The organism is Micromonospora sp. WMMD1274 (assembly GCF_049179035.1).
Lineage (GTDB): Bacteria > Actinomycetota > Actinomycetes > Mycobacteriales > Micromonosporaceae > Micromonospora > Micromonospora tulbaghiae.
In genome coordinates, this window is record NZ_JBMHMG010000001.1 from 440,722 (window position 1) to 464,148 (window position 23,427).

21 protein-coding genes, 2 pseudogenes and 4 riboswitches are annotated in these 23,427 nt (G+C 70.6%); of the genes and pseudogenes, 16 read left to right on the top strand and 7 right to left on the bottom strand.

Annotated elements, in window-relative coordinates:
* Positions 1-16: 16 nt before the first annotated feature.
* Positions 17-198: riboswitch (cobalamin riboswitch) on the bottom strand.
* A 47-nt stretch (positions 199-245) separates the two neighbouring features.
* From ACN27D_RS01635 to ACN27D_RS01645, 3 genes are read left to right on the top strand one after another with little or no spacing between them, the layout of a single operon-like run.
* Positions 246-1,124, top strand: a complete 879-nt coding sequence (locus tag ACN27D_RS01635) for a sulfite reductase subunit beta (RefSeq protein ID WP_421498338.1) — start codon at positions 246-248, stop codon at positions 1,122-1,124.
* Positions 1,121-1,786, top strand: coding sequence for a precorrin-8X methylmutase (locus ACN27D_RS01640; RefSeq protein ID WP_421498339.1), 666 nt, complete (start codon positions 1,121-1,123; stop codon positions 1,784-1,786). The genes ACN27D_RS01635 and ACN27D_RS01640 overlap by 4 nt, the downstream gene beginning before the upstream one ends.
* Positions 1,783-3,285, top strand: coding sequence for a precorrin-2 C(20)-methyltransferase (locus ACN27D_RS01645; protein WP_421498340.1), 1,503 nt, complete (start codon positions 1,783-1,785; stop codon positions 3,283-3,285). The genes ACN27D_RS01640 and ACN27D_RS01645 overlap by 4 nt, the downstream gene beginning before the upstream one ends.
* Here ACN27D_RS01645 and cobM read toward each other — a convergent pair whose 3' ends face one another.
* Together cobM and cbiE are read right to left on the bottom strand one after the other, a co-directional pair.
* Positions 3,286-4,041, bottom strand: a complete 756-nt coding sequence (cobM, locus tag ACN27D_RS01650) for a precorrin-4 C(11)-methyltransferase (protein WP_421498341.1) — start codon at positions 4,039-4,041, stop codon at positions 3,286-3,288.
* Positions 4,038-5,246: a precorrin-6y C5,15-methyltransferase (decarboxylating) subunit CbiE gene (gene cbiE, locus ACN27D_RS01655; protein ID WP_421498342.1), complete on the bottom strand. Its 1,209-nt coding sequence runs from the start codon at positions 5,244-5,246 to the stop codon at positions 4,038-4,040. Before cbiE ends, cobM begins: the two co-directional genes overlap by 4 nt.
* 70 nt (positions 5,247-5,316) lie before the next feature.
* Positions 5,317-5,460, top strand: a riboswitch (cobalamin riboswitch).
* Positions 5,461-5,506: 46 nt separating this feature from the next.
* On the opposite strand from cbiE, the gene ACN27D_RS01660 reads away from it, so the two are divergent.
* From ACN27D_RS01660 to ACN27D_RS01690, 7 genes and pseudogenes are all read left to right on the top strand, one after another.
* On the top strand, positions 5,507-7,510 hold the full coding sequence (locus ACN27D_RS01660; RefSeq protein ID WP_421498343.1) for a VWA domain-containing protein: 2,004 nt from the start codon (positions 5,507-5,509) through the stop codon (positions 7,508-7,510).
* On the top strand, positions 7,510-8,124 hold the full coding sequence (cobO, locus tag ACN27D_RS01665; protein ID WP_120569212.1) for a cob(I)yrinic acid a,c-diamide adenosyltransferase: 615 nt from the start codon (positions 7,510-7,512) through the stop codon (positions 8,122-8,124). The genes ACN27D_RS01660 and cobO overlap by 1 nt, the downstream gene beginning before the upstream one ends.
* Positions 8,118-9,446, top strand: a pseudogene (locus ACN27D_RS01670) (cobyrinate a,c-diamide synthase); the annotation flags it as partial. The gene cobO and the pseudogene ACN27D_RS01670, both read left to right, overlap by 7 nt.
* Before the next feature lie 60 nt (positions 9,447-9,506).
* Positions 9,507-10,508, top strand: coding sequence for an Rv2231c family pyridoxal phosphate-dependent protein CobC (cobC, locus tag ACN27D_RS01675; RefSeq protein WP_421501088.1), 1,002 nt, complete (start codon positions 9,507-9,509; stop codon positions 10,506-10,508).
* Between the two features lie 152 nt (positions 10,509-10,660).
* Complete coding sequence (cobA, locus tag ACN27D_RS01680; protein WP_421498344.1) at positions 10,661-11,476, top strand: uroporphyrinogen-III C-methyltransferase; 816 nt, start codon at positions 10,661-10,663, stop codon at positions 11,474-11,476.
* A 72-nt stretch (positions 11,477-11,548) separates the two neighbouring features.
* Positions 11,549-11,624, top strand: a riboswitch (adenosylcobalamin (AdoCbl) riboswitch).
* Positions 11,625-11,672: 48 nt separating this feature from the next.
* Positions 11,673-11,879, top strand: coding sequence for a CbtB domain-containing protein (locus ACN27D_RS01685; protein WP_120569210.1), 207 nt, complete (start codon positions 11,673-11,675; stop codon positions 11,877-11,879).
* A gap of 93 nt (positions 11,880-11,972) precedes the next feature.
* The gene (locus ACN27D_RS01690) at positions 11,973-12,782 is read left to right on the top strand and encodes a CbtA family protein (protein ID WP_421501089.1); all 810 of its coding nucleotides are present in this window, start codon (positions 11,973-11,975) and stop codon (positions 12,780-12,782) included.
* A 59-nt stretch (positions 12,783-12,841) separates the two neighbouring features.
* On the opposite strand, the gene ACN27D_RS01695 is transcribed toward ACN27D_RS01690, so the two are convergent.
* The gene (locus ACN27D_RS01695; RefSeq protein WP_421498345.1) at positions 12,842-13,582 is read right to left on the bottom strand and encodes a cobalt-precorrin-6A reductase; all 741 of its coding nucleotides are present in this window, start codon (positions 13,580-13,582) and stop codon (positions 12,842-12,844) included.
* Positions 13,583-13,742: 160 nt separating this feature from the next.
* A riboswitch (cobalamin riboswitch) is annotated at positions 13,743-13,925 on the top strand.
* 31 nt (positions 13,926-13,956) lie between these two features.
* Here ACN27D_RS01695 and ACN27D_RS01700 point away from each other — a divergent pair.
* From ACN27D_RS01700 to ACN27D_RS01710, 3 genes are read left to right on the top strand one after another with little or no spacing between them, the layout of a single operon-like run.
* Entirely contained in the window at positions 13,957-14,955 is a 999-nt protein-coding gene (locus ACN27D_RS01700) for an ABC transporter substrate-binding protein (RefSeq protein WP_421498346.1), read from the top strand.
* A 38-nt stretch (positions 14,956-14,993) separates the two neighbouring features.
* Positions 14,994-16,013, top strand: a complete 1,020-nt coding sequence (locus tag ACN27D_RS01705; protein ID WP_421498347.1) for a FecCD family ABC transporter permease — start codon at positions 14,994-14,996, stop codon at positions 16,011-16,013.
* Positions 16,013-16,771: an ABC transporter ATP-binding protein gene (locus ACN27D_RS01710; RefSeq protein WP_421498348.1), complete on the top strand. Its 759-nt coding sequence runs from the start codon at positions 16,013-16,015 to the stop codon at positions 16,769-16,771. The genes ACN27D_RS01705 and ACN27D_RS01710 overlap by 1 nt, the downstream gene beginning before the upstream one ends.
* An 819-nt stretch (positions 16,772-17,590) precedes the next feature.
* On the opposite strand, the gene ACN27D_RS01715 is transcribed toward ACN27D_RS01710, so the two are convergent.
* Entirely contained in the window at positions 17,591-17,935 is a 345-nt protein-coding gene (locus ACN27D_RS01715) for a histone-like nucleoid-structuring protein Lsr2 (protein ID WP_358177301.1), read from the bottom strand.
* 305 nt (positions 17,936-18,240) lie between these two features.
* On the opposite strand from ACN27D_RS01715, the gene ACN27D_RS01720 reads away from it, so the two are divergent.
* The gene (locus ACN27D_RS01720) at positions 18,241-18,387 is read left to right on the top strand and encodes a BBE domain-containing protein (protein WP_421501090.1); all 147 of its coding nucleotides are present in this window, start codon (positions 18,241-18,243) and stop codon (positions 18,385-18,387) included.
* 3 nt (positions 18,388-18,390) lie between these two features.
* Positions 18,391-18,462 (top strand): annotated as a pseudogene (locus ACN27D_RS01725) (hypothetical protein); the annotation flags it as partial.
* On the opposite strand, the gene ACN27D_RS01730 reads toward ACN27D_RS01725, so the two are convergent.
* Entirely contained in the window at positions 18,457-18,912 is a 456-nt protein-coding gene (locus ACN27D_RS01730; protein ID WP_421501091.1) for a hypothetical protein, read from the bottom strand. The pseudogene ACN27D_RS01725 and the gene ACN27D_RS01730 sit on opposite strands and share 6 nt — an antisense overlap.
* A 1,078-nt stretch (positions 18,913-19,990) precedes the next feature.
* Here ACN27D_RS01730 and ACN27D_RS01735 point away from each other — a divergent pair.
* A complete protein-coding gene (locus ACN27D_RS01735) occupies positions 19,991-20,533 on the top strand; it encodes an IS1096 element passenger TnpR family protein (RefSeq protein ID WP_358177145.1) in 543 nt (180 codons plus the stop codon).
* A 217-nt stretch (positions 20,534-20,750) separates the two neighbouring features.
* Here ACN27D_RS01735 and ACN27D_RS01740 read toward each other — a convergent pair whose 3' ends face one another.
* Positions 20,751-21,752 carry a TRM11 family SAM-dependent methyltransferase gene (locus tag ACN27D_RS01740; RefSeq protein ID WP_421498349.1) on the bottom strand — a complete coding sequence of 334 codons (1,002 nt, stop codon included), beginning with the start codon at positions 21,750-21,752 and terminating at the stop codon, positions 20,751-20,753.
* Entirely contained in the window at positions 21,736-22,656 is a 921-nt protein-coding gene (locus ACN27D_RS01745) for a hypothetical protein (protein WP_358177142.1), read from the bottom strand. Before ACN27D_RS01745 ends, ACN27D_RS01740 begins: the two co-directional genes overlap by 17 nt.
* Positions 22,657-23,427: the final 771 nt, after the last annotated feature.

The window sequence follows — 23,427 nt, forward strand, 5'->3', positions numbered from 1 at the left end:
CGGTCAGACCAGACGGCGGGTGCCGTGAGGGCCAGCAGGTCTTCGGACTCGGGATCGTCCGGACGGAGCGCCTTCCCAGACCGGTTGGTCCAGTGGCATCGTGTTCCGCCCGTCACCCACACCGCTGCGCGTCAGTCCCGGATTCGCACCGGGTTCCCTGGCTCATCGCTGAGTTCGACTGGCGAGAGGACCGTAGCAGCCCAGCCGTCGGGCAGGGAACCGCCGGATCCTGGCACCATGGCACCATGACCCCACGCACCCGACGTGACCGGTGTCCCGGCCTGCTGCGTCCGTGGATTGCCGAGGACGGCGCACTGATCCGCGTACGGTTGCCGGGGGGTACCCTTCCCACCGGCGCGCTCGTCGCTCTATCAAACGTGGCCGAGCAGCACGGCGACGGTGCGATACGTCTGACCAGCCGCGCCAACCTCCAGCTGCGGGGCTTTGACCACGACGGCGAGTTTCTGCCCGACCCGGTCGTTGGCGCGGTGATGGCCACGGGTCTGCTCCCAATGCCGTCCCACGAGCGGGTGCGCAACATCATGGTCTCGCCGCTGACCGGACGGGCCGGTGGACGGGCCGACCTGCGGCCGGTCGTGCGCCGACTGGATGAACTGGTGTGCGCCGAGGCCGGTCTCGCCGGGCTGCCCGGCCGATTCCTGTTCGTCCTCGACGACGGGCGCGGCGACGTCGCTGGACGCGACCTCGACCTCGGCCTGGTCGCCGTCGACGCCGACCGTGCCCAGATCCGCGCCAGCCGCTCGGCCTGGGGCGATGTGGTGACCCTCGACCGGGCCGCGCCGGCCCTGACGAGGCTCGCCGCTCGTTTCGTCGAGGCCGCCGGAACGCAGCGGGGGTCCCCGTGGCACGTTGACGAGCTGCCAGGAGGCGGCGAAACCCTGCTGGGCAACCGCATCGAGGCCCTCCCCGGCACCCGGGTGGCCACCGGCCCGCCGGCCCTTGGCAGGATCACTCAGGACGACGGGCGCCACGCGCTGCACCTCGCCGTGCCCGGCAGCGGCCTGGACCGGCGCCTGGTGAACGAGATTGCCGCCTGGGGCGCCCCGCACGTCGTCGTCACACCGTGGCGCACACTGATCGTGCCCGACCTGGAGAAAGCATGACCCTCGCCCCACCGACACGCCGCTACGATTACGTGACCGACGGCGCGCAGATCTACGTCGACTCGTTCGCGACCATCCGCGCCGAGGCCGACCTGTCGGGCATCCCGGTCAACGCGGAGAAGGTCGCGGTCCGGATGATCCACGCGTGCGGGCAGACCGACCTGGCTCGCGACCTGGTCATCCACCCGGCGCTGGTCGCCACGGCCCGCTCGGCGCTGCGGTCGGGCGCCCCGATCCTCACCGATGCCCACATGGTCGCCGCGGGCGTGACCCGGGCCCGACTGCCGCGCGACAACGAGGTCCGCTGCCTGCTGCGCGACCCGCGCGTCCCCGGCCTCGCCCAGGGCTGGTCGACCACGCGCTCGGCCGCCGCCGTCTCGCTGTGGGCCGAACACCTCCAAGGCGCCGTCGTCGCGTTCGGCAACGCGCCAACCGCGCTGTTCCACCTGCTGGAGATGCTGCGCGACGGCGCACCGCGGCCGGCGGCGGTCATCGGCACCCCGGTCGGCTTCATCGGGGCCGCTGAGGCCAAGCAGGCGCTGATCGACCTTGCCGGCGACGACCCGAACCTCGACGTGCCATACCTCGTCGTCACCGGCCGCCGCGGCGGCTCGGCGATGGCCGCCTCGGCCCTCAACGCCCTCGCACAGGAGCAGGAATGAGTGGCGTCCTCTACGGCGTCGGCGTCGGCCCCGGCGATCCCGAACTGATCACGCTCAAGGCCGCCCGGATCATCGGCGCGGCGGACGTGGTGGCCTACCACCAAGGCGTCGGCAAGAGCTCCAACGCCCGGCGGATCGCGGCTGGTCTGCTGCCCGACGGCGTGGTCGAGGAGGCCCTCGTCTACCCGGTCACGACGCAGGCGACCGATCATCCGGGCGGGTATGCCGGCGCGATGGCCGACTTCTACCTCGAGTGCGCCGAGCGCCTGCGTCACCACCTGATCGCCGACCGCGACGTCGTCGTGCTGTCCGAGGGGGACCCGATGCTCTACGGGTCGTTCATGTACCTGCACGACCGTCTAGCCGAGGAATTCCAGACTCACGTCATCGCCGGTGTCCCGGCGTTCGCGGCCGCCACCGCCACCACCGCGCTTCCCCTGGTGCGCCAGACCGACGTGCTCACGGTGCTGCCGGGCACCCTGCCCGAGCCCGAGCTGGCACGGCGCCTGGCCGACACCGACGGCGCGGTGATCATGAAGCTCGGCCGCACCTTCGCCAAGGTCCGCTCAGCGCTGCAGCAGGCTGGCCGCATCAAGGGTTCCTGGTACGTCGAGCGCGCCTCGATGGACGCCGAACGGGTGCTCCCCGTCGCCGACGTCGACCCTGCTACAGTCCCGTACTTCTCGATCGTCCTGGTCCCGGGCGACACGCGTCCCGGCGTCGCCCGCTACGACCGGCCCGAACGCGAGCCGTTCCGGGCGGCGCCCGGCGCGGAGGTCGTCGTGGTAGGACTGGGACCCGGACCGGAGGAGTGGCTTTCCCCCGAGGCCTCACACGTGTTGGCCGAGGTCGACTACGTCGTCGGTTACGGACCGTACGTCCAGCGTGTGCCGCAACGGCCCGGGCTGGTACGGCACGCGTCCGGCAACAGCGTCGAGGTGGACCGCGCCCGGGCGGCGCTCGATCTCGCGTTGGCCGGTGAGCGGGTCGCTGTTGTCTCCGGAGGCGACGCCGGCATCTTCGGCATGGCGTCGGCCGTATTCGAAGCTGCCGAGGACCCTCGTTACGCCGACGTCACGGTCCGCGTGGTGCCGGGCATCTCGGCGGTCCAGGCCGTCGCGGCGCGTGCGGGCGCGCCCATCGGCGCCGATTTCGCGGTGCTGAGCCTCTCCGACCGGCTCAAGCCGTGGGAGGTGGTGGAGAAGCGACTGCGTGCCGTCGCCGAGGCCGACCTGGTGCTCGCGCTGTTCAACCCGCGCTCGCGCTCACGCACCGAGCAGTTGGCACGGGCCAAGGCGGTGCTGCTGGAACAGAAGCCGTCGGCCACGGTCGTGGTTGTCGGGCGCGACGTCGGACGACCCGGCGAGAGCCTCTGCGTGACGAGTCTCGGCGAGCTGGAGCCGGAGACGATCGACATGAGGTGCCTGGTGCTCATCGGTGCCTCGGCCACCCGCGTCACCGAAAACGGCCAGGTCTGGAGTCCTCGATTCGTGCGGTGATCAGGCGTGGGCGCGCCGCTCGCGGCCGGCCGCGTACAGAAACGACTCGCCGCCGCGAACATCTGGCGCCAGCGCCGGCCCGACGAGGATGACGGCGGCCTGGCGCAGCCCTGCGGCCTCCACCTGCTCACCGATGTCAGCCAGCGTCGCGCGCAGCACGAGTTCACCGGGCTGGGTTGCCCGGGACACCACTACGGCGGGGCAGGTCGCGCCGTAGTGCTCGGCCAGCTCAGCGGCCAGCTCCCGGGTCCGGGTGACCGCCAGGTGCAGTGCCAGCGTCGCGCCGGTCGTCGCGAAGGCAGCGAGCCTCTCCCCTTCGGGCATCGCCGTCGAGCGGGCCTGGGCGCGGGTGAGCACAACAGACTGAGCCAGCTCGGGAACAGTCAGCTCGGCACCCACGATGGCGGCGGCCGCGGCGTAGGCGGGGACGCCCGGAGTGATGTCCCACGGCACCTGGGCCGCGTCGAGCCGACGAGCCTGCTCGTGGACGGCCGAGTACAGCGACGGGTCCCCGGAGCACAGTCGGACCACATTGAGGCCTTCGGCGTGCGCCCGGATCAGCTGCGCGGTGATCTCGTCGAGGTCGAGGTGCTGGGTGTCTACCAGGCGGGCACGCGGGCGGCAATGTCCGAGCACTCCCGCGTCCAGGTAGGTGCCCGCGTACAAGCAGACGTCGGCAGCGTTCAGTAGCCGAACGGCCCGTAGCGTGAGCAGGTCGGCGGCGCCGGGTCCGGCCCCGACGAAGTGGACGGTCATGACGCTCCCTTGGTGACGGACCACTGGCTGACCGCACGCCCCGGCGACCAGCCGGTGAAACGACCGAGCGGTTCGGCTCGCTCGACGTGCAGCCGTATCAGCTCGCCGCCGTGGCGGCGGTAACGCTCCAGCAGGACAGCCTCGGTCTCGGCCGTGACGCCGTGCACGACGAGCCGTCCGCCGGTATGCAACGCCGCCCAGCAGCCGTCCAGCACCCCCGGCGTCGTCGCGCCCCCACCGACGAACACCGCGTCGGGACGTCGCAGGTGGTGCAATGCGTCAGGTGCCCTTGCCTGGACGACTTCGAGCGAGGGCACCCCGTGGCGCTGCGCGTTGGCACGAACCAGGGCGGCCCGATCGGCACGTGGCTCGATCGCGACCGCATGGGCTGTCGGCCACGCGCGCATCCACTCCACCCCGATCGATCCGCTGCCGGCGCCGACATCCCAGAGCAGCTGCCCGGGGGCGGACGACAGCCGCGCCAGTGCGCTGGCGCGCAGGTCGCGCTTGGTGATCTGCCCGGTGTGCTCGAACGCCTCGTCCGGCAGCACCGCTCCGGCCGCCCACCCCTGCCCGGTCCCCCGGACCTGCACGGCCACGACGTTCAGCCTCGGCACATCGGTGACATTCCAGCTGCGCGCTACCGCCTCCACCCGTGACTCCGTCGGCGACCCCAGGTCACCGAGCACGACCAGCCGCGAGTCACCCCAGCGGTGTTCCGCGAGCAACCCCGCGACGGCCGCGGGCGTCGACTCGTCACTGGACAGCACCAGCAGCCGGCGGCCCGCGGCGAGGGCTGGCACAAGCAGCCGGATATCTCGGCCCACGAGGCTGATCACCGTCGTGGTCTCGGCTGGCCAGCCCATCTGCGCCCGCGCAAGAGCGACTGATGACACCGCCGGCACGACCGTCACCCGTTCGGCGCCGAGGATATCCAGCAACGTCGTGCCGATGCCAGACAGAAGCGGATCTCCCGAGGCGAGAGCGACGACCGGCGCACGGCGGCCTTCCAACGTGCTGGCGAGGCTCTCGCGGAGCGGGACGGGCCAGATGACCCGGTCCTGCCCCTTGACCGCAGGCACCGACTCGAGGTGCCGGCGGCCGCCCAGCAGGGTCGCCGCGCTGCGTACCAGTGCTCGGGCCGGTTCGGCCAGACTCACCCAACCATCGGCTCCGAGCCCGACGACGGTGACGTGCGCGCTCATAAAGGTGAACCTTAGCCCCGCGTATTCGGGACCGAGACCCCTGCCCGGACCGTCAGGACAGCGTCTAGGGTGGCTGGCGAAGGTTCGAGGTGCCCCACGCCGACGGCTACGGGGAGAATCTGGGAAGCCGGTGAAAGTCCGGCACAGGGCCCGCTGCGGTGACCCCGGCACAGACCGGGGAAGTCCGAAGACCGGCCTCGATCCGACCCGCGACGCGACCGCGACGCGGACCGCCATGGCAGATCGAGCGGGAGCCCTACATGCCAGCGCAGTACCCCTTCTGTGCCGTCGTCGGCTCTGACGACATGACCCTCGCCCTCACCCTGGTCGCCATCGACCCGCTCATCGGCGGTGTCCTGGTCCGTGGGGAGAAGGGCACCGCCAAGACCACCACCGTCCGGGCACTGGCCCAAGTGCTGCCCCCCGTCCGGGTCTTCGAGGGCGACCGTTTCTCCGTCGACCCGGACGACCCCGCCGCGATGTCTCCCGACGGACCGTTCGAGCCGCGTGCGCGAGTCGTCGAGCGGCGGGTTCGGCTCGTGGAGCTCCCGATCGGTGCCAGCGACGACCGGGTGACCGGCTCCCTTCACCTCGACGCCGCGCTGCGCGACAGTGTCGTCGCCTTCGAGCCGGGTCTGCTGGCTCGTGCCCACCGCGGTCTGCTTTACGTCGACGAGGTGAACCTGCTGCACGATCACCTGGTCGACCTGTTGCTCGACGCTGCAGCCACCGGACGGGTAAGCGTCGAGCGCGACGGCATCTCCGTCGAACACGCCTCCCGGTTCGTGCTGATCGGCACGATGAACCCCGAGGAGGGCGAGCTACGCCCGCAACTGCTGGACCGCTTCGGCCTGACCGTCGAGGTGGCCGCTCCGCGCGACCCGGCCTCGCGCGTGGAGGCCGTTCGCCGCCGACTTGCCTTCGACGCCGACCCCGAGACGTTCACCGCGGCCTGGGCGCCCGCGCAGGCGCAGCTGCGCGCCCGTCTGGCCGAGGCGCAACGCTCGGTGGCAGCGGTGGCGCTCGACACGGAAACGCTGACGGCGATCGCCGAGATCTGCGCCGCGTTCGACGTAGAGGGGCTCCGCGCCGACCTGGTGACCGCCCGGACGGCCGCCGCACACGCCGCCTGGCAGGGACGTGACCAGGTGACCCGCGCGGACATCCGCGTGGCAGCCCGGCTTGCCCTGCCGCACCGGCGTCGGCGCAACCCGTTCGACGAGCCGGGCTTGGACGAGGAGCGCCTCGACCAGCTACTCGGCCGCGACGATCCCGGCCCCGAGGATGACGGCCCGGGTGACGGCCCCGGCGGGACGCCGCACGACGATCGGGCCGAGCAGGCACCCGCGGGCGGCGCATCGGAGTCCCTTCCGCGCTCCGGCGCCGAGCCCGGCCGGCAGGCACCGCCGGCGAATGCGGCGAGCGAGACGGTCACCCCGGCTGGTCAGCCGGTTCGCGCCCGGCTGCTCGTCGTGCACGGCACCGGGAAGGGCCAGTCCGGACGCCGCTCGCAAGCGCGTACCCCTCAGGGCCGCGTCGCCGGGGTGAAACGCGACCGGTCCACCACCGGTCGGCTTCACCTGCCCGCCACCATCGCCGCCGCCGCACCGCACCAGGTTTCCCGTGGCGGCCGCACCACCGGATGCGGCCTCGTGCTGTCCGCCATCGACCTGCGTCGGGCCGAGACCGTCGGTCGGGAATCCAACCTCGTCCTGCTCTGCGTCGACGCGTCCGGGTCGATGGCGGCGCGCCGTCGGATGGAGCAGGTCAAGGCAGCGGTCCTCGCGCTGCTGCTGGACGCCTACCGTCGTCGTGACAAGGTGGCCCTGGTGACGTTCCGCCAGCAAACCGCGGACGTCACGTTGCCGCCGACCGGCTCGGTCGACGTCGCCGCACGCCGTCTGGCGCAGCTGCCCGCCGGCGGACGAACCCCGCTCGCCGAAGGCCTCGAGCAGTCGGCGGGGGTGCTGCGCCGGGAGGCGCTGCGCGACCCGTCGCGCCGTGCCTTGCTCGTGGTCGTCACCGACGGGCGGGCCACTGCCGGGCCTGATGCGCTCGGCCGTGCCCATCGCCACGCCCGGCACCTCGCCGTGTCCGGCGCGCAGAGCGTTGTCGTCGACTGCGAGACAGGCCGCTTCCGGCTCGGGTTGGCGGCTGAGCTCGCCGCCCACCTACGGGCCGAGTACGTGCCGCTCGGCGAGGTGACGGCCGACGGTCTCACCGGTGTGGTGCGCGCCGCGACCGCCCGTGAGGCGGTGGCCTGATGCCGCAGGGAAAGCCGCTCGTCGTGCCGGAAGACGGGCTCAGCACGCGGCAGCGTCGCAACCGCCCGCTGCTGATGGTCCACACCGGTAACGGCAAGGGAAAGTCGACCGCCGCTTTCGGCCTGGCGATGCGGGCCTGGAACCAGGGCTGGGATATCGGCGTCTTCCAGTTTGTCAAGTCCGCCAAGTGGCGCATCGGCGAGCAGACCGTGCTCGAACGCCTCGCCCGGCTACACGAGGAAACCGGCGAAGGCGGTCCGGTCGAGTGGCACAAGATGGGCTCGGGCTGGTCATGGAGCCGCAAGAGTGGCACCGACGACGACCACGCCGCCGCGGCAGCGGAGGGATGGGCCGAAGTCAAGCGACGCATCCAGGCCGAGCGGCACCGCTTGTACGTGCTCGACGAGTTCACCTACCCGATGCAGTGGGGCTGGGTGGACGTCGACGATGTCGTCGAGACGCTGGCGAACCGCCCGGGCACCCAGCACGTGGTCGTCACAGGCCGCCGCGCGGACCCACGCCTGCTGGAGGTCGCCGATCTGGTCACCGAGATGCAGCATGTGAAGCACCCGATGGACGTGGGCCAGAAGGGCCAGCGGGGCATCGAATGGTGACCCTGCCACGGGTCCTCGTGGCGGCGCCGGCCTCCGGGCACGGCAAGACGACGGTCGCGACCGGGCTGATGGCCGCGCTCGCTGCCCGCGGGCACGTCGTCTCCGGCCACAAGGTGGGGCCGGACTACATCGACCCCGGTTACCACGCCCTCGCCACCGGCCGCCCCGGCCGCAATCTCGACCCCCACCTGGTCGGCCCTTCGCTCATCGTGCCCCTGCTGCTGCACGGTGCCCGCAACGCCGGCATTGCGGTCATCGAAGGCGTGATGGGCTTGTTCGACGGTCAGATAGGCGGCGACGGGTTCGCCTCGACCGCGCACGTCGCGACGCTGACCCGAACACCGGTCGTCCTCGTCGTGGACGTCTCGCACGCCGCACGCAGCGTCGGCGCGGTCGTGCACGGCATGGCTACCTTCGAGCCCGGCGTCACGATCGCCGGCGTCGTACTCAACAAGGCCGGCTCCCCCCGCCATGCCGCCGAGGTCGCCGGGGCCGTGGAGTCCATTGGCGTCCCCATCCTGGGCATCCTCCGGCGTGACCAGGGAATCACCGCCCCCTCGCGGCACCTCGGGCTCGTTCCGGCCACCGAACGCGACACGGCGGCCGATTCGCTCGGCCGGCTCGCTGAACAGGTCGCCGCGCACGTGGACCTGGACGCCGTCTTGGAGATCTCGCGAACCGCACCGGACCTCAAGGCGGCACCCTGGGAACCCAGCCAGCAGGTGTGCCGCTCTTCCTTGGCGGCTCCGGTGGTGGCGGTCGCGGCGGGCCGCGCATTCACCTTCCGCTACACCGAGACGACCGAACTGCTCGAAGCGGCGGGATGCAGCGTCATCCCCTTCGATCCCGCGACAGACCGACATCTGCCCAGCGGCGCTCGAGGGCTATACCTGGGCGGTGGCTTCCCGGAGGTGCACGCCGCGGCGCTGAGCGCGAACACGAGCCTGCGTGCCGAGCTGCGCCAGGCTGTGCTGGACGGCGTCCCGACCGTCGCCGAATGCGCCGGCCTGCTGTACCTGTGCCACACCGTCGACGGCCACCCCATGGTCGGGGCCCTCGACGCGGACGCCGCGATGACGCCACGCCTCACCCTGGCCTACCGGCGGCCCACCCTGGTCGACGACCAGCTCCTCGGGCCGGCCGGCGCCGCCGCGACCGCGCACGAGTTCCACCGCACGACGGTCACCCCGGTGCACGGCGACCGGCCGGCCTGGACGGTCGACGCCGAGCCCGTCGGTTATGCCGGCCCCACCCTGAGCGCGTCCTACTTGCACGTGCACTGGGCCGGTCACCCTCACCTCGCCCAATCCTTCGCCGACGCCGTCGCGTCGCAAGCCCGCCCCGCCCCTCGCGCCTTGGTGCCGCCCGGGCCGGCATCGGTGGTGTGCCCGCCGCCGGCCGACACGGAGGCCGAGATCGGCAACGATCTGCTCGACCTCGCGGACGACAGGAGCCGGCGGCCTCGCCCGGACTGGCTTGACCAGTCACTTTGCGACGGTATCGCCGCCTGCACCAGCTACCCCGACACCACGGCGGCGCAGCAGACAGTGGCACGGCGCCACGACCGCCGCCCCGATGACGTCCTCGTCACCGCCGGGGCCACCGAGGCGTTCTTCCTGCTCGCCCGCGCCCGACCGTGGCAACGCCCGGTCGTCGTACATCCGCAGCTCACCATGCCGGACGTTGCCTTGCGCACCGCTGCCCACGTCCTCTGCCGGCCCGAGAACGGCTTCGCCCTGGAACCGGATTCCATCCCCACGAACGCGGACCTCGTGGTCATCAGCAACCCCACCGACCCGACGGGTCGGCTGCACCCGGCTGCGACGATCCGTGCGCTGTGCCGACCTGGGCGGGTGGTGGTAGTCGACGAATCCTTGATGGATTTCGTGCCCGGCCAGCCAGACAGTCTGGCCGAGCACCGAGTCACGGGTCTGCTGGTCATCCGTACTCTCACCAAGCTATGGTCCATGCCCGGCATCCGCGCCGGCTACGTCATCGGCGACCCGGCCTTACTCGCCGACCTGCGCGCGCAGCAGCCGCCGTGGTCGGTCAGCACCCCGGCCCTGCACGCCATCGCGGCGACCGCCAGTCCCGAGGCAACACGCGAGGCCAGACGGCAAGCACATCGAGTCGAGCAGCACCGGCGGGTCCTCGTCGATGGGCTCAACGCACTCGGCATCGAGGTCGCCGCCTCCAATGCCCCGTTCGTACTCGCGCGGCTGGGGTCCGCCGCCCGTATCCGGCTGCACGGCGACGGCATCGCCGTGCGTCGCGTCGACAGCGTTCCCGGTCTGGACGACACCTGGGTCCGCATCACCGTGCCCGAGCCCGCGGCCACCCGCCACCTGATCACCGCACTGGGAGTCCACACCGCATGGAGATGAACGTCACCGGACGCTGCGTCCTCCTCCTGGACGGCGCCGACCACGCCGTCCCGATCGTCGCGGGACTGCTGCGCGACGGTGCCGACGTGACCGTCCATGCCGCCACAGTCTGCGCCGCCCTAGAGGACCTCGCCCAACGCGGCCGCCTCAGGTTGACCGCCGAGCCCGTCGACGAGACAACCTTCGACCTGGTCATCCGCTCCGTTACGCGACCGCAACGCCAGCCTGCCACCGCACCCACGGACACCGGCCGCGTGACGCTTGTCGGCGCCGGACCGGGCGACGCCGGCCTGGTGACGGTCGCCGGACGAGCCGCGATCGAAACCGCCGACGTCGTCGTCGCCGACCGGCTCGCCCCCTGGGAGTCGCTGGCCTGGGCGCCTCCGGGCGTGCAGGTCATCGACGTGTCGAAGATCCCGTTCGGACGCTCGACCAGCCAGGAGGAGATCAACCGGCTCCTCGTCGAGCACGCGAAGTCCGGCAAGCACGTCGTGCGGCTCAAGGGCGGTGACTCGTACGTGTTCGGCCGCGGTTTTGAAGAGGTCCAGGCCTGCACCGCCGCTGACGTCCCGGTCACAGTGCTGCCCGGAGTCACCTCCAGCGTCGCGGCACCCGAGCTGGCCGGTATCCCGGTCACCCACCGCGGCCTCGCCCAGGGATTCACCGTGATATCCGGCCACGTTCCGCCCGGCCACTCGGCTTCCACGCTGGACTACGCCGCACTGGCACAATCCGGTACCACCCTGGTCGTGCTGATGGGTGTGCGGACCCTGCCAGCCATCGCCGAGGCCCTGCTGGACGGCGGGCTGGTCCCCGACACCCCGTGCGCCCTCGTGACCGACGCCAGTCTGGCCAGCCAACGGGTTGTCCGTAGCACGCTGGCCCGCGTCGCCACCGATGCCGCAGCAACCGGCGTCGGTGCCCCGGCCGTCGCCGTCATCGGTGCGGTAGCCGCCCTCGTACCGTGACCACCTGAGTACACAAGCACCGGCGCTACGCCTTCAGGTGAGCTCGCCGCTCTGCTAGCCTCGTGTCACCTTGCTGATGGAAGCCGGTGCAAATCCGGCGCAGTCGCGCTACTGTGACGCCGCTCGCGGCGAAGCCAGACCCTCCAGCCAAGGCGAACATCCGTCGATGGGACGCTGAATCCCCAAGGAGTGTCACATGCCTCAGGCCACCACGGCAGTACCGGCCCTTCCCCGCATCCCGGTCTCCGCTCTCGCTCCGTGGGCGGGCTTCTTCTCCCTACTCGCCCTCGTGGTGCTGTTCTTCGTCGGTGCCGAGCAGGGTGCTTTCTCGGTCATTGAGGGCACGATGGTTCACGAGTTTGTCCACGACGCTCGCCACGTCATGGGCTATCCCTGCCACTGACCTCCGCGCGTCATTCGGCCCGGATTCCTGTCCAGGCCCGGCACCGAATTCTCCTCTCTTCAAAGACATCGCTGACAGATTGTGTTGCCCGCGGTGCTGTCTTCACGATCGGGACCCGAGATGACCCCCCGTACCTTTCTGCTCCGAGGTTTGGTCGCCGGTGCCCTCGCCGGCTTCGCGGCCTTCCTCATCGCCTCCGCCATCGCCGAACCCGAGATCAACGCTGCCATCGCTATTGAAGAGGCCGCCTCAGTCGCAGCCGAGCACAGTCACGACGCCACGGCGGCGGGCGACCACAGCCATGGCGAGGCCGCCGACGTCTCCCGCGCCACTCAGTCCACGTGGGGCCTGGCCACCGGCACGATCCTGCTCGGCACGGCCCTGGGTGGCGCCAGTGCGCTCGCCGCGGCATTCGCGCTCGGCCGGCTGGGCTCCCTTTCGCCACGCTCCTCGACTGCCCTGGTCACAGCCACCGGGTTCGTCACGACGGCCCTCGTGCCCTTCCTCAAATACCCGTCCACCCCACCGGCGGTCGGTAGCGGCGACACCATCGGGGAGCGCACCGCCCTGTACTTCGGGTTCTGGACGATCAGCCTCACCGCCGCGATCGCGGCGGTCATGTTGGCGCGCCGTCTGCTGGCCCGGCTCGGCGCGTTCGCCAGCGTCGTGGTCGCTTGCGGCGGGTACCTCGTCGTCGTGGTCACCGCCGCCCTGATCCTGCCGACGGTCAACGAGGTCGGCAACTTCCCGGCCGACACGCTCTGGTATTTCCGCCGCGAGTCGATCCTCACCATCGCCACCCTATGGGCGGTGCTCGGCGTGGTCCTGACCGGCCTGGTCGGGCGCGACGCGGACCGGGCCGCCGAGGCTCAGCGTCGCCGCGAACTCGCCGCCTCCCTGTAGGACGTCGACCGGCCGGATCGCAGGGGCCGCGGTACCGCTGTGCCATCGCTGCGGCCCGCTTAGCGTGCCGGCTGCGCTCGAACCCAGGCGTAAGCCGTTTCCACCTCGGCAACGACACTGACGCTCGTCGGCGTGCCGGCCCGCCGCACGACAACGACAGGAAGCCCTCGCTCGGCCGCAACGTCCAGTTTGGCTACCGTATGATCCCCGCCTGAGTCCTTCGTCACCAGGACATCCACGTCGGCCATCACTCCACGCTCATGCTCGAGCGGGTAGGGCCCGCGGCTCTGCAGGACCGTCCAACGGACAGGCAGCAGGATCTCGGGTGGGTCGACCACGCGCACCAGGCACCGGTGTTCACGCAGCGGGTCGGCGAAGCGGTGCAGCGACTGGCGGCCAATGGTCAGGAACGGCCGCTCGCCCAGTTGCGCGGCCACCCCCGCGGCCTCATCGTGGTCGTCGACCCAGTGCCACGTCCCGGCGTCGGGTCGCGTCGACCACCCGGGGCGCTCTAGGCGCAGCAACGGCACCCCCGCGCGGCGGCACGCCTCCGCAGCGTTTGCGCTGATCCGCTCGGCGAACGGATGGGTGGCATCGACCACCACATCCACCGCCTCGGCGTCGAGATAGCCGACGAGTCCGTCCACCCCCCCGAACCCGCCTACCCGCACCTCACCGACGGGACGCCGCGGACGAGCCACCCGGCCGGCGAGCGACGTCACCACCTCGTCGCCGGCGAACACCAATCTATCGGCCAGCGAACGCGCCTCCCGCGTCCCACCCAGCACCAGCACCCTCACCCGTCCGCTCCGATCGTCGACACCGCCCGCACATCATCTCTCGGCGGCTGCCAACAGCGCCTCGACGTCCAGATGCTTCCCGACCAGAATCACCGAGCAGGTCGAAACCGATGTGACGACAGCAACTGCGGACGCAGTGACCGGGTCGGCACAACGGTGGTTAAGGTGTGTGCGCCGTGGTGTTCGGGAAGCCGGTGCGATGCCGGCGCGGCCCTCGCCACTGTGATCGGGAATGCCGTCGGCCCTCGTCGTTCGCGAGGTCACTGGGCTCATCGCCTGGGAAGGCCGGCCGCCGGCAGGTACACCCGTCAGCCAGGAGACCGGCCACGGCAACAGAACGACCTGTCCACGAGGTGTTGGAAGGCGGTCCCGCTGTGCGGTTCCCCATGTCCTGGCGCGTCGCCGCGCCGCTGTCTCTGCTCCCGATCCTGATCGCCGGCTGTTCCGCCGCCGAGACGAGCTCGCCGACGTCGGCTCCAAGCCCCGCTGTGGTGGCGGTCACCAACTGCGGGACCCCGGTCACGGTCACCCATCCGCCGGCCCGCGTGGTGACGATGAACCAGCCGGCCACCGAGATCATGTTGGCGCTGGGCCTGCAAGACCGGATGATCGGCACCGCCTACCTCGACGACGAGATCCTGCCGGACTATGCGGCCGCCTACGCGAAGATCCCCGTTCTGGCGAAGGAGTACCCGGGCAAGGAGAAACTCCTCGAGGCGGAGCCGGACTTCGTCTACGCCGCATTCAACAGCGCGTTCAGTGACGAGGGCGTCGGTGACCGCGCGGAATGGCAGAAGCTCGGTGTCGGCACCTACATCTCCCCCGCCGGCTGCCCGAAGGAGACCCGGCCGCCGAAGCTTGCGATCTCGGATGTCTTCACCGAGATCCGGGAGATCGCCGCGATCTTCGGGGTGACCGATCAGGCCGAGGCGTTGATCGCCGATCAGCAGGCCCGCATCGACAAGGCAGCCGGTAACGCCAACGGCAACGGCACCCGGAGCATGTGGTGGGACGGCGGCAGCGACGCGCCGAGCGTCGGCGCCTGCTGCGGCGGACCGAACATGGTCATGGCCGCGACCGGCGTGACGAATGTGTTCGCCGACGTGGGCGGCAGCTGGGCCGACACCAGCTGGGAAACAGTCGTCGAACGCGACCCCGATGTCATCGTATTAGTCGACGCGTCCTGGGATACCGCAGAAAAGAAAAAGGCGTTCTTGGCCGGGCACAGCACGCTCAAGGACCTGCCTGCGGTCAAACGCCAGCGGTACGTGGTGATCCCGTTCTCCTGCACCGTCGCCGGGGTCCGCAGCGTCCTCGGCATCGAAGCCCTGGCACAGGGCATCGGTGCCCTCCCGGCCAAGGCCGGAAACTGATCACCACAACGGACCGGGCGGCGGCGCGCACCACCCGGGTGCGCACCGCCGGCACGGCCGCCATCACGCTGACGCTCACGGCCGGTTTGCTGGCCTCGGTGACTTCGGCGATCACCATCGGCGCGGCGGACCTGTCCATCGGCACGGTATGGGCGATCATCGGCGAGCACCTCGGCCTCGCCAAGGCTGATGTATCGGTACTGCGCGGCCACATCGTCTGGAACCTGCGGCTGCCCCGAGTGCTCGCCGCCGCGACTGTCGGCGCGGGGCTAGCGGCGGTCGGTGCCGTCATGCAGACCGTCACGCGCAACCCCCTGGCCGACCCTTACCTACTGGGGGTTTCCTCCGGGGCGGCGCTCGGCGCGGTGCTGGTGATCGTCGCGGGAATCGGCAGCGGCATGGTCGCGGTCAGCGGTGGCGCATTCGCCGGCGCCCTGGCCACGTTCGCGGTCGTGGTGCTGCTGACCGCGCGGCGAGGTGCGCTCGCTCCGACCCGGGTGGTGCTGGCCGGGATCGCCATCGCCCAGCTGTGCGCCGCCTGCACCTCTTTTGTGATCATTTGGGTGGGTGACCCACGCGCCACCCAAAGCATCACCTTCTGGCTGTCGGGCTCGCTCGCCGGCTCCGGCTGGGCGAAGGTCTGCTGCGCTCTTCCGGTGCTGGCAATCGTGTTGCTGCTGGTCCTGTCGCACGCCCGGACGCTCAACGCGTTCGCCTTCGGCGAGGAGGCGGCGGCCGCGCTGGGCGTCGACGTAGGCCGCAGCCGATGGCTACTGCTGATAGGGACCGCGCTGCTGACCGCCGTATTGGTGTCCATCAGCGGGGCAATCGGTTTCGTCGGGCTGATCCTGCCGCACGCCGCACGGTTTCTGACCGGCCCAGATCATCGCCGCCTGTTGCCGGTCGTCGTCCCGGCCGGCGCGATCTTCCTGATTTGGGTGGACACCGCCGCGCGCACCGTGTTCGAACCGCGCGAGCTGCCCGTCGGTGTGCTCACCGCCGTGCTCGGCGTGCCAGCCTTCCTGTTGCTGCTGCATCGCCGGGAGGTGCGCGGCTGATGCTCGAGATCACCGGCGTGTCCTGGACGGTCCCGGCCGCCCGCATCCTCGACCACGTCACCTGCACCGTGCCGGCCGGTAGCCTAGTCGGGCTGCTCGGCCCGAACGGCTCCGGCAAGACCACCCTGCTACGGGCCGTCGCCGGCCTCGTTCGCCCCGATACCGGAGGTGTCTCGATCACCGGGGATCCGACCGCCGGGATGCGGCGGTTCACGCTCGCCCGGCGGGTCGCGCTGCTGGCTCAGCACGCCGAGACCGATCTGGACCTGACCGTGCGTGACGTGGTGCTACTCGGTCGCATCCCGCACTGTCGGTCCCGCTGGTCCGACACCGACGCCGACCATGCGGCCGTGGACCAGGCCTTGGACCGGGTGGACATGGCCGGGTTCGCCAGCCGGAAATGGCTCACCCTCTCCGGCGGGGAACGCCAGCGCGCCCAACTCGCCCGGGCCCTCGCGCAGGAACCGGAACTGCTGCTACTCGACGAGCCGATCAACCATCTGGACATCGGGCATCAACTTCAACTGCTTTCGCTGGTACGCCGCGCGAAAGTCACCACTCTCGCAGCGTTGCACGACCTGAACCTGGCCGTCATGTTCTGCAGCACGGTGGTGGTGCTGCACCACGGCCGTGTCGCCGCCGCCGGCCCACCCGGCCGGGTTCTCACCGCCGGCCTGCTCGCCGACGTGTACGGCGTCGATGCCGACGTACGGGAACACGATGGGCGCACCGTCATCTCCTTCCGCCCGCCGTCATGACCGCCACCTGCTGCTCGTGGTACTGCCGATAGCCCATCATCACGGTGGTCGGGGCCCCATCTGCCGGCTCGCCGCCACGATCGGGGACGCCGTCCTCATCGGAGGCAACGTCTAGGCCAAACACTGCGACCGCACCGTCACAGGATGTTCCGGTCGGCTGCGGACCACGGCCCGGTCGGCAGACGGTCGGTGCCGGCGGCACCGGCTGAGGGACAAACGGGTCAAGGCTCCGGTGGTTAATTGCTTGTTCAAGCGGACGGCGCGGCGCTGGTATCGCTCCATCACCCCGGAATCTGCTCGCGGAAGGTGTGGCAGCAGTCGGGCGCGGGGGCACACCAGACGCCGCACACCACCTGCCGCCCGCCCATCGGAACACCCGCGACCTTCCGCCATTGATAGCCGTGAACCGTCCCGACCAGGCCCCGCGCCCCGGGCGGACCGCGGCGTCTGGGCCCGCACCACGATCCGCTCACCCCCGTCGGCCACGTCCTCGATGACCAGCGGGGGCAACCCCGAGAACACCGCCTGTAAAAGCCTGTTGCTGCCCTCCAGATAGGAGGAGGGCCGCCACACTCTTACGGTTCCTGCCTCTGCCAGCGATGTCGGACATCGGCAGCGCTCGCGGGCGGCACCTGCGCGTGCACCAGCGTCGGCCGGACCTCTGTCAGCCGTACAGACGCGGCGCGGAGGAGCGCTGCGAATGAGCAGGCGAGGTGCAGGCCCGGGATGAGCATCGTCTGCCGAGTGCTCGCTCGCTGCCAAGGAGTCCGAAATGACGAGAACGAGGCCTGCCGGAAGCGCGCTGAGGTGCCAGTCCGGTCAGCGGTTGTTGTAGGCCTCTGCCACGGAGGTCGGGATGCGGCCACGTTCGGAGACCTGGTAGCCATTTTCGGCGGCCCATTCGCGGATCGCGCGAGTGTGAGCACGACTGCTGCTGAAGATCGCGGGACGCTTTGCGCGCCGTGCCGACCCCGCGTCGATGGCGCCGCGCCCCATCCGCCGGCCCGCGACGATGTACATGTCGAGAGCCTTACGCAGTGCACCGGCGTTCTGGTCGGACAGGTCGATGGTGTAAGCGACGCCGTCCAGGCTGAACTCGACGGTCCGGTCCGCCGCCGTGCCGTCGAGGTCGTCGGTCAAAACGGTGATCATTTTCCGCGCCATGGTGGTCACTCCTGGCGAACTCGTGGGTTTACTTGAGCCGGGGAAATCTTACGCCTATCGCCTTCGTCAGCGGCACCCGGGCCATCTCGCTATTCACCAAGTCGACGATCGACGGCCAATCGTCGGCGACGATGCTCAAGTGAACGCAACTCTCCGGCCGTTGGAGGCGACCAGCGGCCCGCGCCGAACATCAAGTTTCTACAAGATTCGGGGCGGTTCACCAGGCCACCGACGTCTACCCCCACGGGCGTACCGGTACCGGGTGAGGCCTCAGCGGCACCTACATCAACTACCCGGACGTCGACATCGCCGAGCCCGCGTGGAACCGGTCAGGAGTTCCGTGGCATGCGTTCTACTACCGCGGCAACTATCCACGGCTGCAGCCGGCTAAGCGGAGTTACGACCCGCTCGGCGTGTTCCACCATGGGCTATCCGTTCGGGTCTGGGAGTAGACGATGAAGATTCTGATCACCGGTGCGACCGGCAACGTGGGCCGGCACCTCATCGCGCATCTCCTCGCCCTACGCGTCGCGGTACGCACGCTGACCCGCTATAAACCAGCCGTCGCCACCACCTCGACGCCCAGGTCGGCGATGCCGTCCAGCAACCGGGCGACAGGTACGCTGTCCGCGCCCCATATCTGCCGGCGTGAAATTGCCATCGTGACGCATACGGGGGCACCTCCGGATCGAGTTCGGCCAGCCACGCTGGAACGCCGAGGGCCCCTTGTACTGCACGTACCGCATGCCGATGCGGGGCGATGCGGTGCCCAGGCTCAACGAGGACATCACCGGATCCATGGTCCAGTGCCCGACCATCACCTCCGCGCTGAACGTGCGGCTGTGCCTGCGCAGCACGCCGCCGAGCCACTCGCGCAGCGGATCGTCGCACGCGGACGCGGGGGCGCCCTGCGGCCGCGCGCAGGAACGTGCCGCGGGCGTGGCCAAGAATGTCCAGTCCGAGCAGCACCCGCGCATGGGCGGCGCCGCACGCCGCCGCTCGCCACCGGGCCGCCCGAAGACGGCCCCCAGCGTGTCATTGAGTGCAGGCAACCCGGCGGTGAGGACGTCGACGGGCGGGACCTGGCTCCTGTCGATGGCGCGGATGTCGCCGAGGTTGGCCACCCCGGGCCGGTGGTGGGCGCAGACGGTGGTGGCGTGCCGATCGGTTTCGGCGTACCAGGTGAGCTGGCCGCCGACACCAGCTCGACGGCCATGTCGAGGCCGCCGTATCCGGTGCACAGTGATCCGATCCGGGAGCGGGTCGGTGGTCCATCACGCATCTCCGCCACGTCGAACTGCGAGGGCTCACCGCGCGCGGCCAGCTACAGGGAGGCAGGGGCCCTTTCATCCTCCGTCTTCCACAACTCAGTAGCCTTCATGCGAGGTGTGAACCACCAGTTACGCGACGCGGGGCCGGGTGGTCAACGCACTGTGTCGGAGTAGAGCAGCTTTACACTACGACGACCGGTGGCCGGGGCCTCTGGCATCAGGAGGCGTGGGGTCTAGGCAGCAGGACCCGGGACAGGGTTGAGCGGAGGTCGGGGCCCACTCGTGGCCACTGGTTCTGCTGTCGCTGGCGAATCGGGTTGGTGGGAGGTGGCGAGTGCTGTGGGGGTTCGGTGATGTCGAGCAGCCGTGGTGGTGCTCGGGTTCTTTACCCTCGCTGGCGCAGAGGGTGGGCGGCGCGAGTATCTGCTCCCCGGCCGCCGGTGGCGAGCAGGATCAGCTGGTCCCGTCGGTGCGGGCGTCGGATGCGCAGGCATGGCCGGCTCGTTTCGCACCCGAGCGTGGCTAGGTCGGCGTGAACGACGTCGAGTCCGCGTGCGCGGAGGCGGCGACGTTTTCCACGAACACGAGGGGCGGTCGAAGTTCGTGAACAGCGTGGGTGGCGCTTGTCCACAGATTGCTATAGACACCGCTGATGGCGGCGCGTTTGCCGGCCTTGGAGATGTCTTGTCGCTCCAATGCCAAGCTTGGGCTTGTGGCCCCGGCGGCCTCGGAGGGAGGTGCTGCCGGTAGCGTTCTTTGCGCAGCTGGTGACGGAGGCGGTGCGGTGGCGCGGACGTGGTTATCGATCCGGGTTGAGTTGGTGTCCGGCCGTGGCGAGGACTTCTGGCCTCGCCCAGGGCGGATCTTCGCCGCGGCGCGGACGCATACGTTTGAGCAGTTCGGCGCGGCGATCGATGACGCTTTCGGCCGATGGGACCTGGCACACCTGCGCCTGTTTACCCTTACCGACGAGACACCGGTCTGCTCGTTCCAGGTTTGGGAAGAGGCCCCGGACGGTGCTGTCGACAGCGACAAGACCAAGCTGAGCCGGCTCACCCCAGGTGAACAGCTCGCTTACGTCTTCGACATGGGTGACGACTGGGCGCACCTGTGCACGGTCGATGAACAGCGGATCGATCCGCTGGAACAGCTCGGCTTCGTCCCGACGGAGCCGACGCCGTACTGGGGCTGGGGGAACCTGCCCGATCAGTACGGTCGACGGTGGGACGGCGACGATGACGAATCGCCGATGCCCAAGCTTCCCAAGAACCCGCTGCGTGATCTTCCTCCGATCCTGCCCTGGTGGGGACCGCGGCGCCGCGGCTAAACCCGGCGGACGTGCCTCAACCGGGGGATAGGGACCAAGCTTCAACCACGTCACGCCGGCAGGTCGACACGGCGAAGACGACATGGCAAGACCTCGTCAGCCCCCAGGGCGACGCACGGAAACGAGTCAGCCCACCCACCGTGACGTCTCTACCACGGGCGGCGGACCGACCCGCCCAGCGTCCCACGGGACGGCAGCACGGGAATGAGGCAGCCGGCTACCCCGCCTTGGGTTCCCCGTGAGAACACTTGGGTTCGCGGGAACTTCCGGAGCTCTGGCTCTTGATGAACACGAGGACGTCCTCGTGCGCGATCAGGTGCATGGGGGTGCCGGCGGCCCGTGCCTTACGGACGGCCTGGAGTTGGAAGAACGACGGGCGGGCCACGAGCCCGCCGTCGCGGACGGCGGCGAGCAGCGCCACGCATCGGTCGACGGGGGTGAGGCCAGCGCGGATGGCGGCGCCGATGACGGCCGACGGGAGGTCGACCAGTTCGCCCTGCTTGCGCCAAGGCCGAGCGGTCACAACGACGACCCCACCGGGGCGTAGGAGGGTGTGGCAGCCGGCGAGGATCTGCGCGAATCCGTCGGCGAGGCCGGTGAGGTCGCGATAGGCGAGGTTCCCGCGGTCGGTGCCGTCGTTGTAGGCGTTGTCGAACTTCGCCACGCCGCCGGCGCCGGGCCGCACCAGGCCGTGCACGGTCGGCCCATACGGCGGTGAGGTCACGACGAGGGCGATCTGCCCGGTCAGGGCCCCGGGTACGAGCGACAGGATGCTGGTGGCGTCGCCGCGGATGACGCCGGCGCGGCCGGTCGCGCCCTGGGTGTGGGCATGCTTAATGTTGGCGTCGGCGATGTCGGACCAGCGTGACTCGTACTCCACGCCGATCGCGTCGCGGCCGGCGTGGATCGCCTCGACCAGGGTGGTGCCGATCCCGCACATCGGGTCGAGCACCAGGTCCCCCGGTTGGGTGTAGGCGGTGACGGCGTGCGCGGCGATCGCGGGGAGCATCCGTGCCGGGTGTTGCACGGACTCGCGGACGTACCGGCCCCGGCGCTGGACCGGTCCGGTGGCCTGAGCGGTCGCCCACACCGACAGGCCCTCCGGGCCGGCAGCAGCCTGATGGCCTTCGACCGGGTCGATGATGGAGGAAGCAGTCGGTGTGCTCTGCTCGTCGGGGTCGCCGACGGCTTCTGCGCGGTGCTTAGCCACGGCGACCACCGCCCTCGCGCCCGCCCCGTCGACGCGGGGCGCGGTGCTGGGCCTGGCTGAAGACCATCAGGTCCGCGTGGACTCGCAGGTGCGCCATCTGCCACCGCTGGTTGGTGGTGGTGAGGGTGAGCAGTTCCTCGTCGGTGACGTGGTAGACGAAGGCGTCGCCGTCGGTGTCGGCGGTGACGGCGACGAGGTGCTGCAGGTAGCCCAGTCCGACGCCGGCGGCGGCCTGGACCACGCCAGAGAAGTCTTGCGGGCCGGCGGTGGTGCCGGCCGGGACGGTGACGAGGAGGATCAGGCAGCCGCCCGGTTGCAGCAGTGCGGCGCAGGCGGTCAGCAGCCACGCCAGCCGGGCCCGGTTGGCGGCGGCGTGCTCGTGCAGGGGCCAGCAGGCGACCACGAGACTGGTCGCCTGCCGCAGGGAGTTGTCGGGTGGCGGGTCGGCCGCCGTGTCGGTCGGTGGGTGCAGTTGCGGGTCGGTGAGATCGTCACCGAACCAGGCGCCCATCTCGGGTAGGTCGTCCTGTTCCCCCAGTTCCGCGTCGCCGGTAGTGCCGACGGACGGGGCTACGGTGGCCGGGCCGATGATCAGGCTGGACGTGTCGGTGAACCACGCGGGGTGGTGACGGCGTGCCCCGGCCGCGCAGGCCTGGGTGAGGGCGTGATCGGTGGTGAGGTCGACGACCGCTTCGCCGGGGCGGCTGTAGGCGGCGATGAGGCGGCCGGCCAGTCGGGTGCCGATGCTGCGTCCGGCTTCGCCCGGGGTGTGGGCGGTGCGCCAGACGGTGAGCGGTACCGGCGGGTCGCCGGCGACCAGGTCGGTCGGTGTCGGGTCGACTTCGGCCCGAGGGCCGGTGTCGGCGGTGGGGTCGGGATGCGGGTTGTGGTGCTGCGGCGTGTGCTCGCTCATGTGGTGTCGGCTCCGCGCCGCGCCGTGGTGCGCTGACACCCTCAAACCGGTGTTTGTCAGCTGTGGCGAACACCTGCCGCTCTCACGGTGATCTCGCAGATGTCTGACAGCCGGTTCCCGTCCGCCTAGCTGCCCTCGCCGCGGGGATAATCACGCGGGTGCCGGCTCCATGGGGTCGGATCAGTATCGGGAGGCTGCCAGAGCCGTCGATCGTCCCAGTTCTGTCCGCCGCCCAGTGTCACGGCCACCTCGGCCACACCAGCGGCGTACGCCAATGACACGGGGTGCTGGCCGGCATTGTCAGACCGCTGTCCGACTTCCCCAGACGGCAGCGGCGCCGCCGGGGGGCACCGGCTCTGGATCTGTCATTGGATGGCGGCTCGTCAGACCGTCATGGCCCGGCGGAAGGACGCTGTCAGCCGGCACGCCGGCGCACGCCACGCCCCGTGGGCGCCGACAGGCGGCGGGGCGTCCAACCGATCGCGGTCTGTCACTGTTCGCTGTCAGGCGCTGTGAGACGGGCTGGGATGTGTCGTCGGGCCAGCGCCGCGGTGGCGCGTCCTCTCATCCGGCCGCGGCTGCGGAGCGTGTCCGTCCGTCTCTGGTCGTGTCAGCGTGCAGGTCAGCGTGGCGTATCAGAATGGTGCACGTCGACGCCCATCGTCAGTGAGCGGTGGTGTCGCGAGAGGCGACTGATGGCGTCGACCCGGTTTCCATGTCGGCCAGCCTGCGTTGTCAGGGGTCCGTGAGGCCGGGGTGGCGCAATGGCGG